We start from the raw sequence: 15,813 nt of genomic DNA, 5'->3' as shown, positions 1-15,813 counted from the left end.
GGCGGGATGAATCCCGCCCTACGGCGTTCGGGGATGCCGGGCCCTGGCCCGGCACCCGATTTACAAATCCATCAACAGCCGGCGGGGATCTTCCAGCGCCTCTTTCACGCGCACAAGGAAGGTGACGGCGCCCTTGCCGTCGACGATGCGGTGGTCGTAAGACAGCGCCAGGTACATCATCGGGCGGATCACGATCTGCCCGCCCACGACCATGGGGCGGTCCTGGATCTTGTGCATGCCGAGGATACCCGATTGTGGCGGGTTCAGGATCGGTGAGGACATCAGCGAGCCATAGACGCCACCGTTGGAGATGGTGAAGGTGCCGCCCTGCATTTCGGCCATGGAGAGCTTGCCGTCGCGCGCCCGTTTTCCCTTTTCGGCGATGGCTTTTTCGATTTCGGCAAAGCTCATGCGGTCGGCGTCGCGGATCACCGGGACCACCAGGCCTTGCGGGGTGCCGGCGGCGATGCCCATGTGGACGAAGTTCTTGTAGACAATGTCGGTGCCGTCGATCTCGGCATTGACCTCGGGGACTTCGCGCAGGGCGTGGCAGCAGGCTTTGGTGAAGAAGGACATGAAGCCCAGTTTGACGCCGTGCTTCTGCTCGAACGCGTCCTTGTAGGTTTTGCGCAGCTCCATGCAGGCACCCATGTCCACCTCGTTATAGGTGGTCAGGATTGCCGCCGTGTTCTGGGCATCCTTGAGGCGGCGCGCGATGGTCTGGCGCAGGCGGGTCATTTTCACCCGCTCCTCGCGTGCGGCATCCTCGGCGGCGACCGGGGCGCGCGGGGCGGCGGCGACCGGGGTGGCCGGGGCCGGAGCGGCAGCGGCGGCTTTGGCGACGTCCTCTTTCATGATGCGGCCGTCGCGGCCCGAGCCTGTGACCTGAGCGGGGTCGAGACCGGCCTCGGCCATGGCTTTCTGAGCGGAGGGCGCGTTAGCCACATCCTTGCCAGTGGTGGCAGCCGCGGGAGCCGAGGCGGCCGGGGCGGTGGCCGGGGTCGCCGGGATCTTGCCCGAGGTGGAGATCACCGCCAGTTTGCCAGAGGCCTCGACGGTGGTGCCTTCGGGGGCGCTGATTTCCACCAGCACGCCCGCGGCGGGGGCGGGCACTTCGACCGAGACCTTGTCGGTCTCCAGCTCACAGAGCATTTCGTCCTGCGCGACCGTGTCGCCCACGGCTTTGAACCAGGTCGAAACCGTGGCTTCGGTGACGGATTCTCCCAAGGTGGGAACCATCACATCGACGCTGCCGCCCTTGGCCGCCGGGGCGGATCTGGCGGCCGGCGGATCGCCCACGGGGGCACCGGCGCCTTCGGCAATCGTGGCCAGCAGCGCGTCGACGCCGACGGTGTCACCTTCGCCGGCGACGATATCGCCCATGGTGCCGGCCACGGGGCTGGGCACTTCGACGGTGACCTTGTCGGTTTCCAGCTCGCAGAGCATTTCATCCACGGCCACGGCATCTCCGGGTTTCTTGAACCAGGTGGCGACGGTCGCTTCGGTCACGGATTCGCCCAGGGTGGGCACGCGGACTTCGATGGTCATCTCGTTTATCCTTCAATCGTCAGCGCTTCGTTCACGAGCGCGTCTTGTTGGGCTTTGTGTTGGCTGGCCAGACCCGTGGCGGGCGAGGCAGAGGTGGCGCGGCCGACGTAAACCGGGCGTTTGTACTGGGCGTCGATGCGGCTGAGCACCCATTCGATATTGGGTTCGATGAAGGTCCAGGCACCTTGGTTCTTGGGTTCTTCCTGGCACCAGACCATCTCGGCCTGTTTGAAGCGTTCCAGTTCCTTCACGAGGCTGATGGCGGGGAAGGGATAGAACTGTTCCACGCGCAGCAGGTAGATGTCGTCGATGCCGCGCGCGTCGCGTTCCTCGAGCAGGTCGAAATAGACTTTGCCCGAGCACATGATCACGCGTTTGATCTTGTCATCCGGTTTCAGCTTGGTGTCGGAATTGCCGCGTTCGGCATCGTCCCACAGAACGCGGTGGAAGGAGGATCCGGTGGTGAAATCCTCGGTCCGCGAAACGGCGAGCTTGTGGCGCAGCAGCGATTTCGGCGTCATCAGGATCAGCGGCTTGCGGAAGTCGCGGTGCAGCTGGCGGCGCAGGATGTGGAAATAGTTGGCCGGTGTGGTGCAATTGGCCACGATCCAGTTGTCCTGTCCGCATTGCTGCAGGAAGCGTTCGAGCCGGGCCGAGGAATGTTCGGGGCCCTGGCCTTCGAAGCCGTGCGGCAGCAGGCAGACCAGCCCGGACATGCGCAGCCATTTGCTTTCGCCCGATGAGAGGAACTGATCGAACATGATCTGCGCGCCATTGGCGAAATCGCCGAATTGCGCCTCCCAGAGGGTAAGGGCGTTGGGTTCGGCCAGCGAATAGCCGTATTCAAAGCCAAGCACGGCATATTCGCTGAGCATGGAGTCGATCACGTCGAACTGAGCCTGCCCCTCGCGGATGTTGTTGAGGGGGAAGTAACGCTCTTCGGTTTGCTGGTTGATGATCCCGGAATGGCGCTGGGAGAAGGTGCCGCGCGTGGAGTCCTGGCCGGCAAGGCGCACCGGGTAGCCTTCGGTGAGCAGCGAGCCGAAGGCCAGCGCTTCGCCTGTGGCCCAGTCGAAATTCTCGCCGGTTTCGAACATCTGGGCGCGGTTTTCCAGCAGGCGGCCCACGGTCTTGTGCAGCGGGAAACCCTCGGGGACGCGGGTGAGGGCGGTGCCGATCTGGGTCAGCGTTTCGGGCGGGATGGCGGTGTCGCCGCGTACATAGTCGTCCTTGTTGCGATCCAGGTGCGACCAGCGCCCGTCAAGCCAGTCGGCCCGGTTGGGTTTATAGTTCTTGCCGGCTTCGAACTCATCGTTGAGATGGGCCTGGAAGGCGGTTTTCATATCCTCGATCTCGCCCTCGGGAATGAGGCCGTCCTTGACGAGGCGTTCGGTGTAAAGCGCCAGCGTGGTTTTGTGCGACTTGATCTTGTTGTACATGATCGGGTTGGTGAACATGGGCTCGTCGCCCTCGTTGTGACCGAACCGGCGATAGCAGAAGATATCCAGCACCACGTCCTTCTGGAACTTCTGGCGGAACTCGGTGGCGACCTTGGCGGCATGCACCACGGCCTCGGGGTCATCGCCGTTGACGTGAAAGATCGGGGCTTCGACCATCAGCGCGATATCGGTCGGATAGGGCGAGGAGCGCGAGAAATGCGGGGCGGTGGTAAAGCCGATCTGGTTGTTCACGACGATATGCATGGTGCCGCCGGTCTTGTGGCCGCGCAGGCCCGACAGGCCAAAGCCTTCGGCCACGACGCCCTGGCCGGCAAAGGCCGCATCGCCGTGCAGCAGCACGGCCATCACCGCCGTGCGGTCGCGGTCGTTCAACTGGTCCTGTTTGGCGCGCACCTTGCCCAGAACGACCGGGTTCACCGCTTCGAGATGCGAGGGGTTGGCGGTCAGCGACAGGTGCACCGAGTTGCCGTCAAAGTCGCGGTCCGATGAGGCTCCGAGGTGGTATTTCACATCGCCCGAGCCATCGACATCTTCGGGTTTGAAACTGCCGCCCTGAAACTCGTTGAAGATCGCGCGATAGGGTTTGCGCATCACATTGGCCAGAACCGACAGGCGGCCACGGTGGGGCATGCCGATCACGATCTCCTTGAGACCCAGCGCGCCTCCGCGCTTGATGATCTGCTCCATCGCCGGGATCAGCGCCTCGCCACCATCAAGGCCGAAGCGTTTGGTGCCCATGTATTTGACATGAAGGAATTTCTCGAAGCCCTCGGCTTCGACCAGCTTGTTCAGGATCGCCTTGCGCCCTTCACGGGTGAAGGCGATTTCCTTGCCATAGCCTTCGATGCGCTCTTTCAGCCAGGCGGCTTGCTCGGGGTCCGAGATGTGCATGTATTGCAGCGCAAAGGTGCCGCAATAGGTGCGTTTCACGATTTCGACGATCTGACGCATGGAGGCGGTTTGCAGACCCAGCACATTGTCGATGAAGATCGGGCGATCCATATCCGCATCGCCAAAGCCATAGGTGCGCGGGTCCAGTTCGGGATGGGTGGTCTGGTCGCGCATGCCCAGCGGATCCAGATCGGCCACCAGATGGCCCCGGATCCGATAGGCCCGGATCAGCATCAGGGCGCGGATGGAATCCAGAACCGCGCGCTTGATCTGCTCGTCGGTGACTGAGACGCCGGTCTCGGCTGCCTTGGCCTTGATCTTTTCGCCTGCGGCCTGCAGCTCGCCGGTGGCCTCGGCCCATTCGCCGGTCAGCGCGTGGGTCAGATCGTCAGAGGGAACCGGCGGCCAGTCGCGGCGCGCCCATGAGGGGCCCTCGGCCTCGCGTTTGACGTCGATCTCGGTATCGCCAAGCTGGCGGAAGAACTCGGCCCAGCTTTCGTCGACCGCGTTGGGGTCGTTGGCAAAGCGGGCATACATCTGTTCAAGGTATTCCGCGTTATGCCCTTGCATGAAGGACGAGGCGTGGAAGACGTCGTTGGGGCTTTGTTCGGTCATTGGGGTGCCTGTGTTGGGTTGGGACCGGGGGTATGTGGGCGGGGGCAAGCGACAGGGATCATGGGTTACCGCCTGAGCTCGGAGTTCACGGATTTCAGAACCGTGCCTTGAAGTTTGTTGAACCCGTGGCCTGCGCCATTGACCGGGATCAGCTGAACGTTGAGGCCGCGTGCCTTGGCGGAAGCGGCATAGCTTTCCGACAGGCTGAGACGGGTGTTGTCGTCGCGCGTGCCCACGATCAGCACCAGGCGGGTGCCCTTGGCGATCTTGCTGATCTGCTTGTCCGGAGATTGGCCTGCGCTGTTTTTCCAGGGGCCACGGCCCTTGGAGGCGCGCCAGGTTGCGATGTCGCAGGGGCAGGAGACCAGCACGGCGCTGTCCAAAAGGCCCGGGGCCAGCCCCAGAACACCACCCAGCTGCGCCGCGCCTCCGGAATGGCCGACGCCGATCACCTTGGTGGTGCCAAGTTGCTGGGCCATGTTCTGGATCGTCTGGGCAACAAGCTGGTTGTTGCGCTTGGTGTAATGGTCCGATCGGTTCGTGTTCGAGCCGGGCGATTTGAGCCCCGAGCCGCCGGAATAGCCGGGGCGGATCATCGCCATGACCGTGACGTTGGGGTTGGCTCTGGCGATGCTGTTGGCGATATCGAAATGATAGGTCGCCTGGCCGCCACTGCTGAGATCGCCATGCAGCACCACCACCAGGGCTTTGTTGCCCGAGCCATAGATCTTGCCCTGCAATGGTCCGGGCGATTGCGCCAAGGCCAGCGTGGCAAGAGCAACAAAGCTCAGCGCGGCAAGCGCGGCGGTGAGCGTTGCGCGTATCATCCGATGGCCTCCAGCACGGCTTCGCCCAGGCTTGCGGGGCTTTCCGCAACGACGATGCCGGCGGCTTTCATCGCTTCGATCTTGTCCTCGGCACCGCCCTTGCCACCTGCGACGATGGCGCCGGCATGGCCCATGCGGCGGCCCGGAGGGGCGGTGCGGCCTGCAATGAAGCCGGCGGTGGGTTTCCAGCGGCCTTTCTTGCGCTCATCGGCCAGGAATTGCGCGGCTTCTTCTTCGGCGCTGCCGCCGATTTCGCCGATCATGATGATCGCCTGGGTTTCATCATCGGCCAGGAACCATTCCAGCACGTCGATATGTTCCGTGCCCTTGATCGGATCACCGCCGATGCCGACGCAGGTGGACTGGCCCAGACCCACATCGGTGGTCTGTTTGACCGCCTCATAGGTCAGCGTGCCCGACCGGCTGACCACGCCGACGCTGCCGCGTTTGTGGATATGGCCGGGCATGATGCCGATCTTGCAGGCATCCGGCGTGATGACCCCCGGGCAGTTGGGCCCGATCAGGCGGGAGTTGGAGCCTTCGAGCGCGCGCTTGACCTTCATCATGTCCAGCACGGGAATGCCTTCGGTGATGCAGACGATCACCTCCATTTCGGCGTCGATGGCCTCGAGGATCGAATCCGCCGCAAAGGGGGGCGGGACATAGATCACCGTGGCATTGGCCCCGGTGACATGTCTGGCCTCGTGGACCGAGTTGAACACGGGCAGGTCCAGATGGGTCATGCCGCCTTTGCCGGGTGTCACGCCGCCAACCATCTTGGTGCCATAGGCGATGGCCTGTTCGGAATGGAACGTGCCCTGGCTTCCTGTGAAGCCCTGGCAGATCACTTTGGTGTTTTCGTCGATAAGTACGGCCATTGTCTTGGATGTTCCTTGCTTTAGGCGGCTGGCTTGATGGCGAGTGCCTGGATGTTGTCGTCCAGCCAGATTTTGAACCGGTTCACGAGTTTGAACTGAAATCCGGTGCGTTCGCAGACGCTCTGGAGTGTGGCGGGTGTGAAGTAGTTGACGTGATCGGGATGGCGCAGGCCGGCCCAGTTGGCACCCTGAATGCGCCGATTGAGGGCCGCGAAATTCGGAACCCGGATGAAAGCGCGCCCGTTCGGTTTGAGCACGCGAAAGCACCCCTCCAGCAGCTGCGGAAAGTTGACCTCATGTTCAAGAAAGCTGTGCATCAACACGGCGCTGAACATGTTTTCGGGCCAGTCACCGATCCTTTCGGCACCGGCACCTTGCAGGCAATAGCCGCCGCGTGCGCGCATCGTGGCGTCGGCCTTCGCGCAAAGCGCCTTGCTGAGTTCGATGCCATAGGGCGTGAACGGAGCGTCAAAGCGCACCACATCGCCGCAGCCGATGTCCAGAACGGGGCCGGGCTCGAGGTGCTTGAGATAGACCTGGGCGCGTTTGCCGCGCAGCCCATAACCCAGGATCCGCACCTGTCGCGCGATGCGGCGCACCATGCCGCGTTTGGCCTCGCGGGCCTCATGCTCGGTGCTATAGGTGGTTTCCCAGGCGTGCTTTTCTTCAAGTGCGGTGTAATCGACCGGGTTGCGCAGGAACACGAAATCGCACTCGGCACACCCGCCGATATGCCAGGGCTCCGGCGCAAGATCCGGCAGGGCCGCGACGGTCGCGGACCCGCAGGCCGGGCAGTCGCGGAGATCGGGATGCGCGTTCATGCCCGACCCTCCGGCGCATGGGCCCGGCGATAGGCCTGTATCGCCTCCAGCAGTTCATCCCCGGTGGCCGCCACGCACCAATGCGCGATCAGCAGGTGGGTTGGTCCGGCGTTCTTGCGTGTTGCCTTGAGTATCCGTTGCGAGGGTGAAAACCGATAGGACCGGGCGAACGTGCGTTTCAGCGTCAGGTAGACGAATTCGCCCTTTCGGACCGCGTTCCTGATTTCGGTCCACGGGATGACGGTACCGTTCACGCGTCGATCCTGAAACCCGTCAGGTGTCATGCGGATCAGCGCGCCGACCGGCCAGACGAGCCGATAGCCGACCCAGAGCGTGAAGGGCGCGATCAAGGGAAACACCAGCCAGGATTGACTCTGAAACCGCCTTTCAAAAAAGCTGTCCACCTGCATGGTCATGCCGAACCAGAATACCACCGACACCGCGATGCACAGCGCGGGCAGGGCCAGCGATCTGGCCCAGTCGCGTCCGACGCTCAGTTCGCCGGTGGTGTCGATCATGGTCGCGTCCACGGTCAAAGGATCAGCCCTTGACCGCTTTCACGATCTTTTCGGCCCCGTCGCGCAGATTGTCAGCGGCGATCACGTCCAGCCCGGAGGTGTTGATGATCTCTTTGCCTTTTTCCACATTGGTGCCTTCAAGACGCACGACCAGCGGAACCTTCAGGCCGACTTCCTTGACCGCGGCGACCACGCCCTCGGCGATCACGTCACAGCGCATGATGCCGCCGAAGATGTTCACGAGGATCCCTTTGACCTGAGGATCCGAGGTGATGATCTTGAACGCCTCGGTCACTTTTTCCTTGGTCGCGCCACCACCCACGTCGAGGAAGTTGGCCGGTTCCGCGCCATAAAGCTTGATGATGTCCATGGTGGCCATGGCAAGGCCCGCGCCGTTCACCATGCAGCCGATTTCGCCATCCAGAGCGATATAGTTGAGGTCGTATTTGGACGCCTCGAGTTCCTTGGGGTCCTCTTCGGTGGTGTCGCGCAGTTCGGCGATATCGGCATGGCGATACATCGCGTTGCCGTCAAAGCTGACCTTGGCATCCAGCACCTTGAGATCGCCGCTGTCGGTGACGATCAGGGGGTTGATCTCCAGCATCTCCATGTCTTTTTCGACGAAGGCCTTGTAAAGAAGGCCCATCAGGGCGACGCATTGCTTGACCTGCTTGCCTTCAAGGCCCAGCGAAAACGCGATGCGGCGGCCGTGAAAGGCCTGATAGCCGGTTGCGGGATCGACCGAGAAGGACAGGATCTTTTCGGGTGTGGCCGCGGCCACCTCTTCGATATCCATCCCGCCTTCGGTGGAACAGACAAAGCTGATGCGGCTGGTCTGGCGATCCACCAGAAGGGCAAGATACATCTCGGTCTCGATGCCCGCGCCGTCTTCGATATAGATGCGGTTCACCTGCTTGCCGGCGGGGCCGGTCTGGTGGGTGACCAATGTGCGGCCCAGCATCTTCTTGGCTTCTTCGGCGGCCTCTTCCACGGATTTGGTCAGGCGCACGCCGCCTTTTTCACCGGCGTCGGTTTCCTTGAACGATCCCTTGCCGCGACCGCCTGCGTGGATCTGTGCCTTGACGACCCACAACGGACCATCAAGTGCCCCGGCTGCGGTTTTTGCGTCTTCCGCCTTGAGCACGACGCGCCCGTCTGAAACCGGAGCTCCGTAGCTGCGCAGCAGGGCCTTGGCCTGGTATTCGTGGATGTTCATGAAAAAACTGTCCCGTTTTGCTATGATTGCCTGAGCTATAGGTCGCTCGTTTATGCCGGGTTAAACGATTTTTTGCCGCAGGTGCGAAATTCGGAGAAAAAAGCGACATTTGTGATCACAGCACGAAAAAGTGTGATCACATTATTTTCGAACGGCGTGCCGCCGCGATTCGTTTCGCTGTGATCACAAACGAAAAAGGCGCACCCGCGAAGGTGCGCCTTGGTGATTTTCAGGGGCTGCGGGCTTAGGCCAGCGAGCTGTCGATCCCCTTGCAGGCCTCGACCAGACCTTTCACGGCATTGACCGAATTGTCGAACATGGCCTGTTCGTCCTTGGTCATCTTGATGTCGACGATCTTTTCGATGCCGCCGGCCCCGATGATCGTCGGCACGCCGACATACATGTCCTTTAGGCCGAATTCACCGTCGCAATAGGCCGCGCAGGGCAGCAGGCGCTTTTGGTCCTTGAGGAAGGCTTCGGCCATTTCGATGGCCGATGTGGCGGGCGCATAAAACGCCGAGCCGGTTTTCAGCAGGCCGACGATTTCGGCGCCACCATCACGGGTGCGCTGAACGATGCCGTCCAGTTTCTCCTGGCTGGTCCAGCCCATCTCGACCAGATCGGGCAGCGGGATACCGGCCACGGTCGAATAGCGTGTCAGCGGGACCATCGTGTCGCCGTGACCGCCCAGAACAAAGGCGGTGACGTCTTTCATCGATACGTTGAATTCCAGGCTGAGGAAGTGGCGGAAGCGCGCGCTGTCCAGAACGCCGGCCATGCCGCAGACCATGTTGTGGGGCAGGCCCGAAAACTCGCGCAGCGCCCAGACCATCGCATCCAGCGGATTGGTGATGCAGATCACAAAGGCATTGGGTGCGTGATCGCGGATGCCTTCGCCGACGGATTTCATCACCTTGAGGTTGATGCCCAGAAGGTCGTCGCGGCTCATGCCGGGTTTGCGCGGCACACCGGCGGTGACGATGCACACGTCGGCACCTGCGATATCGGCATAGGATTGCGTGCCGCGCAGCGAAGCGTCAAAGCCTTCGGATGGGCCGGATTCCGCGATATCGAGCGCTTTGCCCTCGGGCGTGCCTTCGGCGATGTCGAACAGGACCACGTCGCCGAGTTCTTTGATTGCTGCAAGGTGCGCTAGGGTGCCACCGATTTGACCTGCGCCGATGAGGGCGATCTTGGGTCTGGCCATTGGATGTCTCTCCGATCCGATGAAATTTCGCCGCCTCGGTTAGAGCGTTATAGCCCTCCATGCAAGGGACAGGTTCTGCGGCATGTCGCGCGAGGGGGCCTGTTCCGGGCGGCGCGAACCGGGTAAGGCTTTGACCGGCAAGGCCCTTGGAGACCCGTGCATGCTGGAATTGAACCTTGAGTTTTTCGCAATCGCGGGCCCGGCGGTTCTGTTTGCCGGAGTATCAAAAGGCGGGTTCGGGTCGGGGGCGGCCTTTGCGGCGGCAGCGATTCTGGCGCTGGTGGTCGATCCGGGGCTGGCGCTGGGGGTGATGCTGCCTTTGTTGATGCTGATCGATGTGGCAACGCTGCGGCCCTATTGGCGCAAGTGGAGCTTTCCCGATGTCAGGGTGCTGATCATGGGCGGCGTGCCGGGCGTGGCCTTGGGGGCGGCGCTTTATTCGGTGGCGGATGCGGATCTGTTTCGGTTGCTGATCGGGGCGATCTCGATCGGCTTCGTGGCCTGGCAGGTGGTGCAGGCACGCGGGATGATCCGGCCCTTTCAGCAAAGATTGCCGGTCTGGGCGGGATGGATCGCCGGCTGTGTGGCCGGGTTCACCAGTTTCGTCAGCCATGCGGGCGGCCCGCCGGCAGCGGTCTATCTGCTGTCTCAGCGCCTGAGCAAAACCGAGTTTCAGGCGACCACGGTGCTGCTGTTCTGGGCGATCAACATCGTCAAGTTCATCCCTTACGCGTTTCTGGGTCTTTTCACGCTTGAGACCCTGATCGCCAATATCGTGCTGGCACCTTTCGCCCTTCTGGGGGCCTGGCTGGGTGTGAAGGCGCATCATCTGGTGCCCGAGTGGTTGTTTTTCCGGATCACCTATTTTCTGCTGGTCGTCACGGGGAGCAAACTGATCTGGGACGCATTGACATGACCCTGCGCAGTCTGCCCGCCCGGACCGAGCTTCATGCGTCGTCGTCGGTGTTGGGCAGTGCGTCGCTCACGGTCTCGAAGGATTGACCCGAGGCAACCAGGCAGGTGATGCCGCTGGGCGCTGTGACCGTGATCGTCCATGTGCCTGTTTCGCGCGAGGCGAAGGTTTCCACCATATGCCCCTGACCGCCGAGGCCAACGCTTCGGCGGCTTTCGCCAAAAGTGTCGGCAAGCCGTTCGATGACCACCTCGCGCGGGGCGCAATTGCCCGATTGTGCAGCCACTTCCGTCGCGGCCAGCGCCAGAAGGCCCAGTCCGAAGGTGATTTTATAGACCGTGTCGTTCATTGCATGCCCTTTCCCATGAAGCGCGTTTGATGTCGCAAGACTGATGCGGGACCTCTGAAAACAGGGTTAACGCAGCGTGCGGGCGGCTGGTTCTGCTGCAGTGCGGCACATTTGCGCTTGAACATATCGGAAAAAAGCTGCACCCCTTTGCGCAATTTTATGTCGCCAGCCGGAGCCTCGCATGGATCATCGCGCCCGCCCTTATCGTTCGGTTCTGTATATTCCCGGCTCAAAACCCCGTGCATTGGACAAGGCGCGCAGCCTGCCGGTGGATGCGATCATCTTTGATCTGGAAGATGCGGTTTCGGTCGATGAAAAGGTCAATGCCCGGGGCACGCTGGCCGAGGCTCTGGCGGCGGGCGGCTATGGCGCGCGCATGAAGATCGTGCGGATCAACGGGCTGGATACCGAATGGGGGGCCGATGATGCGCGCGCGGTTGCGGGCATGGATGCCGATGCGGTGCTGCTGCCCAAGGTGAACAGCCCCGCCGATCTGGACAAGCTTGCGGCACTGACCGGCGACCTGGCGATCTGGGCGATGATGGAAACACCGCGCGGCATGCTGAATGCCGATGCCATTGCCGCCCATCCCAAGCTGACGGGCATGGTGATGGGCACCAATGATCTGGCCAAGGATCTGCAGACCCGGTTTCGCGCCGACCGTGTGCCGCTGATCACCTCGCTGGGCCTGTGCCTGCTTGCGGCCAAGGCCAATGGGGTGGTGATCGTGGATGGCGTCTATAACGCCTTCAAGGATGACGCGGGCCTGAAGGCCGAATGCGATCAGGGGCGCGATATGGGATTTGACGGCAAAACGCTGATCCATCCCGCGCAGGTCGATGTGACCAATACCGCCTTTGCCCCGTCCGAGGCGGAAACCGATCTGGCGCGCCGCCAGATCGCCGCCTTCGAGGAGGCCGAGGCCGCCGGGCAGGGCGTTGCGGTCGTGGATGGCCGGATCGTGGAAAACCTGCATGTTGCAACTGCGCTTGAAATACTGGCAAAAGCCGAAGTGATCGAACTCATGGCTGCGGGAGTACCGAAATGAGCTGGCTTTTACTTGTTCTTGGCATTGCACTCTGGTGGGGGGCGCATCTGTTCAAACGCCTCGCTCCGGCGCAGCGTGCGGCATTGGGTGACGCTGGCAAGGGGATCCTTGCGGTTGCTCTGGTGGTTTCGATCGTGCTGATGGTGATCGGCTATCGCGGGGTGGATTTCATCCCGGTCTGGTCGCCGCCCAGTTTCCTGATCCATCTCAACAACCTGTTGATGGTGATCGCCCTGTACCTGTTCAGCCCGGCTGCGAAACGCGGCAAGCTGGTCTATGGCATGCGCCACCCGATGCTGACGGGGGTCAAGATCTGGGCGGTATCGCATTTGCTGGTGAACGGGGATCTGGCCGCGATCGTTCTGTTTGGCGGTTTGCTGGCCTGGGCGGTGGTCGAGGTGATCGTGATCAACAAATCCGAGCCCGGCTGGCAGAAACCGACCGAACCCGGCACGATTGCCAAGGACGCCATGTTCCTTGTCGGGTCCGTCCTGCTGCTGGGTGTGATCGGTTATGTGCACAGCCTGCTTGGTGTGTGGCCCTTCCCGTCATGACAACGCTATACCGGTTGCTGACCGAGGACGATAGTTCGGCCTTTTGTCACAAGGTCAGCGCTGCGCTGGCCAAGGGCTGGGAGCTTTATGGCGATCCGACCTATGCCTTTGACAGCGCGCGCGGTGTGATGCGCTGCGGGCAGGCGGTGATCAAGCAGGTCGAAGGGCCCTATACGCCCGAGATGAAGCTGGGAGATCACTGAATGGCCAAGACCAATGCGGGCCGGTTCTTTGAGGATTACGCCGTTGGTCGGCGCATTGATCACGCGGTGCCGCGCAGCGTGTCAGGCGGGGAGCGGGCGCTCTATCATGCGCTCTACCCTGCGCGCCATGCCGTGTATTCCTCGGATCAGTTTGCCCAAAGCTGCGGATTGGCGGCCAGCCCGATTGACGATCTGGCGGCGTTCCATGTGGTCTTCGGCAAGACCGTTCCGGATGTCTCGCTGAATGCGGTGGCCAATCTGGGCTATGCCGAGGGGCGCTGGCTTCGCCCGGTCTGGCCCGGCGATACGCTGCGCGCCAGTTCGGAGGTGATCGGGGTCAAGCAGAACTCGAACGGGAAGACCGGTGTGGTCTGGGTTCGCACGCGCGGGATGAACCAGCGCGACGAAACCGTGCTCGAATATGTGCGCTGGGTGATGGTGCGCAAGGGCGATATCGCGGCACCCGCGCCCGCAACGGTGGTGCCGGAATTGCGCCCGGTGGTGGCCCCGCAGGATCTGGTGATCCCGGAGGGGCTGGATTTCACGGGCTATGATTTCTCCCTTGCCGGAGAGCCGCATCGCTGGGGCGATTACGAGGTGGGCGAGACGATCGACCATGTCGACGGGGTCACCATCGAAGAGGCCGAACACATGATGGCCACGCGGCTCTGGCAGAACACGGCCAAGGTGCATTTCGATGCCACGTTCCGCCCGGACGGGCAGCGGTTGATCTATGGCGGCCACGTGATCTCGATGGCGCGCGCGCTCAGTTTCAATGGTCTGGCGAATGCCCAGATGATCGTGGGTCTGAACGCGGGTGCCCATGCCAACCCCTGTTTCGCGGGCGATACGATCCGGGCATGGTCCGAAGTGGTGGACAAGGCAGAGCTTGCCGCCCCCGGTGTCGGGGCGCTGCGCCTGCGTCTGGTGGCGACCAGGGGGGGCGCGCCTTTCGCGCTGCGCGCGGCGGATGGCGCATATCTGCCCGAGGTGCTGCTGGATCTGGATTACTGGGTGTTGTGCCCGCTTTAGGCCGGGTGCCGGGGTATTTTTCACCAGAAAGACGCAGCAGCGCTGTGCACGTCTATGTGATGTGCAAAACCTTGGTGCCTTGATAGGTTCGGTGCCATGCGCCTGTCTGTTTTCCTTGCCGGGCTTCTTGGCCCTGCCATGCCCGTGGCCGCCTGTGATCTGGCGCTGATCCTTGCTGTGGATGTGTCGGGATCGGTAGATGCGCAGGAGTATCGCATCCAGATGGACGGATTGGCCGAGGCCCTGCGCGATTCGGTGATTTCGGAGGCTCTGGTGCGCGCCGAGGCTGAGTTGATGCTGGTGCAATGGACCGGGGCCACGCGCCAGCGGGTGACCCTGCCCTGGGCGCATATGACGGATTTTGACGCGGTGGAGCGTTTTGCCGATGCGGTTGCGGATGATGCGCGGGTGTGGCGCAATTTCTCGACCGCCGTGGGCGAGGCGCTGAGTTTTTCCATGAGTCAGTTCGATGCGGTCGCCCATTGCACCCGTCATCTGATCGATCTGTCCGGGGATGGGGCGTCAAATGAAGGGATCTCGCCCGAGGGGCTGCATCCGGCCTTGCGTGCGGCCGGGGTGACGGTGAATGCCATCGCGATCGAAGAGAGTGAGCCTGACCTCACCGGGTATTTCTTTGAGAAGGTGATTGTCGGTGAGGGCGCGTTCGTGGAAACCGCCGTTGATTTTGACGACTATCCCGAGAAGATCCGGCGCAAGCTGCTGCGCGAGATCACCAAGCAGACTGCCGCGGTGCAGCATGTCTTGCCGGGCGACTCGGGCGGGGTGCGGATGCAGCCCATCGGGCTTCGTTTGCGGTAACGTGTGATCACGCGGGCCAAGAGTGTGATCACAACCTGCATTTTTCTGCACTGCCGCGCCAAAAAACCGCGCCATGCGTCCCCGTGCCCGCGTGACAGTGCGCGATAATCCGTTAGTAAAGAGACAGGGAACCGAAAGGACTTGAATGATGGCTGATGTGAACCGGGGCAATCGTCCCCTGTCGCCGCACCTCAGTATTTATCGCCCGCAGCTGACCTCGATGACCTCGATCCTGACGCGGATCACCGGAAATGCGATCCTGCTGGCCGCGTTGCTGATTGTATGGTGGTTTCTGGCTGCTGCGACATCTCCTGAATATTATGCCGTTGCCAACGGTGTTCTGACCAGCTGGTTTGGCGATCTGGTCATGTTTCTGTCGCTCTGGGGGCTGTGGTATCACACGCTTGCAGGTGTGCGGCATCTGATCTGGGACAATGCGATCGGTCTGGACATCCCGACGGCGGAAAAGCTGGGCTGGGCGGTGATTGGCGGGTCGGTGGTGATGACCCTGCTGACCGTAGCCGTGATCTGAGGAGGTTGAGATGCGTTATCTGACAGACCGCAAACGCGCCATGGGCATGGGATCGGCCAAGACCGGGACCGCGCATTTCTGGGCGATGAAAGTCAGTTCGGTCGGGCTTCTGGTTCTGATCCCGCTGTTTCTGCTGACCTTCGGGCCGATCCTTGGCGCGGATTATGCGACGATGACGGCCTATTATGCCAAGCCGTTCCCGGCGATCGTGGCGGCGCTGACGATTGTGGTCGCCTTCATGCATTTCAAGGATGGTGTGCAGGTGCTGATCGAGGACTATGTCCACGGGACGGCGCAGAAAATTCTGATTATCGCGATGATCTGCCTGAGCTATGCCGCAGCGGCGACCGGGCTTTTCGCTATCGCGCGACTGGCGCTTTGA

General features: G+C 62.1%; 17 protein-coding genes. 8 read left to right on the top strand and 9 right to left on the bottom strand.

Annotated features, from left to right (window positions below; all coding sequences use genetic code 11):
• Window positions 1-60: 60 nt before the first annotated feature.
• The 8 genes from odhB to mdh form a co-directional block, all read right to left on the bottom strand.
• Window positions 61-1,548: a 2-oxoglutarate dehydrogenase complex dihydrolipoyllysine-residue succinyltransferase gene (gene odhB, locus WAO69_RS08030; RefSeq protein ID WP_422177831.1), complete on the bottom strand. Its 1,488-nt coding sequence runs from the start codon at window positions 1,546-1,548 to the stop codon at window positions 61-63.
• A 5-nt stretch (window positions 1,549-1,553) separates the two neighbouring features.
• Window positions 1,554-4,514 (bottom strand): 2-oxoglutarate dehydrogenase E1 component, encoded by a 2,961-nt coding sequence (locus tag WAO69_RS08025; RefSeq protein ID WP_422177829.1) that lies wholly within the window; start codon window positions 4,512-4,514, stop codon window positions 1,554-1,556.
• Window positions 4,515-4,579: 65 nt separating this feature from the next.
• Window positions 4,580-5,341 carry an alpha/beta hydrolase family protein gene (locus WAO69_RS08020; RefSeq protein WP_422177827.1) on the bottom strand — a complete coding sequence of 254 codons (762 nt, stop codon included), beginning with the start codon at window positions 5,339-5,341 and terminating at the stop codon, window positions 4,580-4,582.
• Window positions 5,338-6,219: a succinate--CoA ligase subunit alpha gene (gene sucD / locus WAO69_RS08015; protein WP_422177825.1), complete on the bottom strand. Its 882-nt coding sequence runs from the start codon at window positions 6,217-6,219 to the stop codon at window positions 5,338-5,340. Before sucD ends, WAO69_RS08020 begins: the two co-directional genes overlap by 4 nt.
• Window positions 6,220-6,239: 20 nt before the next feature.
• The gene (locus WAO69_RS08010; RefSeq protein WP_422177823.1) at window positions 6,240-7,040 is read right to left on the bottom strand and encodes a class I SAM-dependent methyltransferase; all 801 of its coding nucleotides are present in this window, start codon (window positions 7,038-7,040) and stop codon (window positions 6,240-6,242) included.
• Window positions 7,037-7,558: a hypothetical protein gene (locus WAO69_RS08005; protein WP_422177821.1), complete on the bottom strand. Its 522-nt coding sequence runs from the start codon at window positions 7,556-7,558 to the stop codon at window positions 7,037-7,039. Before WAO69_RS08005 ends, WAO69_RS08010 begins: the two co-directional genes overlap by 4 nt.
• 22 nt (window positions 7,559-7,580) lie before the next feature.
• Entirely contained in the window at window positions 7,581-8,774 is a 1,194-nt protein-coding gene (sucC, locus tag WAO69_RS08000; protein ID WP_422177819.1) for an ADP-forming succinate--CoA ligase subunit beta, read from the bottom strand.
• 244 nt (window positions 8,775-9,018) lie between these two features.
• Window positions 9,019-9,981, bottom strand: coding sequence for a malate dehydrogenase (gene mdh, locus WAO69_RS07995; RefSeq protein ID WP_422177817.1), 963 nt, complete (start codon window positions 9,979-9,981; stop codon window positions 9,019-9,021).
• A 160-nt stretch (window positions 9,982-10,141) separates the two neighbouring features.
• Here mdh and WAO69_RS07990 point away from each other — a divergent pair, with 160 nt between their 5' ends.
• The gene (locus WAO69_RS07990; protein WP_422177893.1) at window positions 10,142-10,897 is read left to right on the top strand and encodes a sulfite exporter TauE/SafE family protein; all 756 of its coding nucleotides are present in this window, start codon (window positions 10,142-10,144) and stop codon (window positions 10,895-10,897) included.
• 31 nt (window positions 10,898-10,928) lie between these two features.
• Here WAO69_RS07990 and WAO69_RS07985 read toward each other — a convergent pair whose 3' ends face one another.
• The gene (locus WAO69_RS07985) at window positions 10,929-11,243 is read right to left on the bottom strand and encodes a hypothetical protein (protein WP_422177815.1); all 315 of its coding nucleotides are present in this window, start codon (window positions 11,241-11,243) and stop codon (window positions 10,929-10,931) included.
• Between the two features lie 181 nt (window positions 11,244-11,424).
• On the opposite strand from WAO69_RS07985, the gene WAO69_RS07980 reads away from it, so the two are divergent.
• From WAO69_RS07980 to sdhD, 7 genes are all read left to right on the top strand, one after another.
• Window positions 11,425-12,291 carry an HpcH/HpaI aldolase/citrate lyase family protein gene (locus tag WAO69_RS07980; RefSeq protein WP_422177813.1) on the top strand — a complete coding sequence of 289 codons (867 nt, stop codon included), beginning with the start codon at window positions 11,425-11,427 and terminating at the stop codon, window positions 12,289-12,291.
• On the top strand, window positions 12,288-12,845 hold the full coding sequence (locus tag WAO69_RS07975) for an NnrU family protein (protein WP_422177811.1): 558 nt from the start codon (window positions 12,288-12,290) through the stop codon (window positions 12,843-12,845). Before WAO69_RS07980 ends, WAO69_RS07975 begins: the two co-directional genes overlap by 4 nt.
• Window positions 12,842-13,048, top strand: coding sequence for a DUF1737 domain-containing protein (locus WAO69_RS07970; RefSeq protein ID WP_422177809.1), 207 nt, complete (start codon window positions 12,842-12,844; stop codon window positions 13,046-13,048). The genes WAO69_RS07975 and WAO69_RS07970 overlap by 4 nt, the downstream gene beginning before the upstream one ends.
• Window positions 13,049-14,080 (top strand): MaoC family dehydratase, encoded by a 1,032-nt coding sequence (locus WAO69_RS07965; protein WP_422177807.1) that lies wholly within the window; start codon window positions 13,049-13,051, stop codon window positions 14,078-14,080. It begins immediately after the preceding gene.
• A 96-nt stretch (window positions 14,081-14,176) separates the two neighbouring features.
• Entirely contained in the window at window positions 14,177-14,899 is a 723-nt protein-coding gene (locus WAO69_RS07960; protein WP_422177805.1) for a DUF1194 domain-containing protein, read from the top strand.
• A gap of 148 nt (window positions 14,900-15,047) precedes the next feature.
• Window positions 15,048-15,431: a succinate dehydrogenase, cytochrome b556 subunit gene (sdhC, locus tag WAO69_RS07955; RefSeq protein WP_422177803.1), complete on the top strand. Its 384-nt coding sequence runs from the start codon at window positions 15,048-15,050 to the stop codon at window positions 15,429-15,431.
• 10 nt (window positions 15,432-15,441) lie between these two features.
• Window positions 15,442-15,813, top strand: coding sequence for a succinate dehydrogenase, hydrophobic membrane anchor protein (sdhD, locus tag WAO69_RS07950; RefSeq protein ID WP_422177801.1), 372 nt, complete (start codon window positions 15,442-15,444; stop codon window positions 15,811-15,813).

The sequence above is a fragment of the Aestuariivita sp. genome, assembly GCF_049276915.1.
GTDB lineage: Bacteria > Pseudomonadota > Alphaproteobacteria > Rhodobacterales > Rhodobacteraceae > Aestuariivita.
The sequence above is the reverse complement of the archived record's forward strand: the minus strand, read 5'-3'. Positions and strand labels throughout refer to the sequence as shown.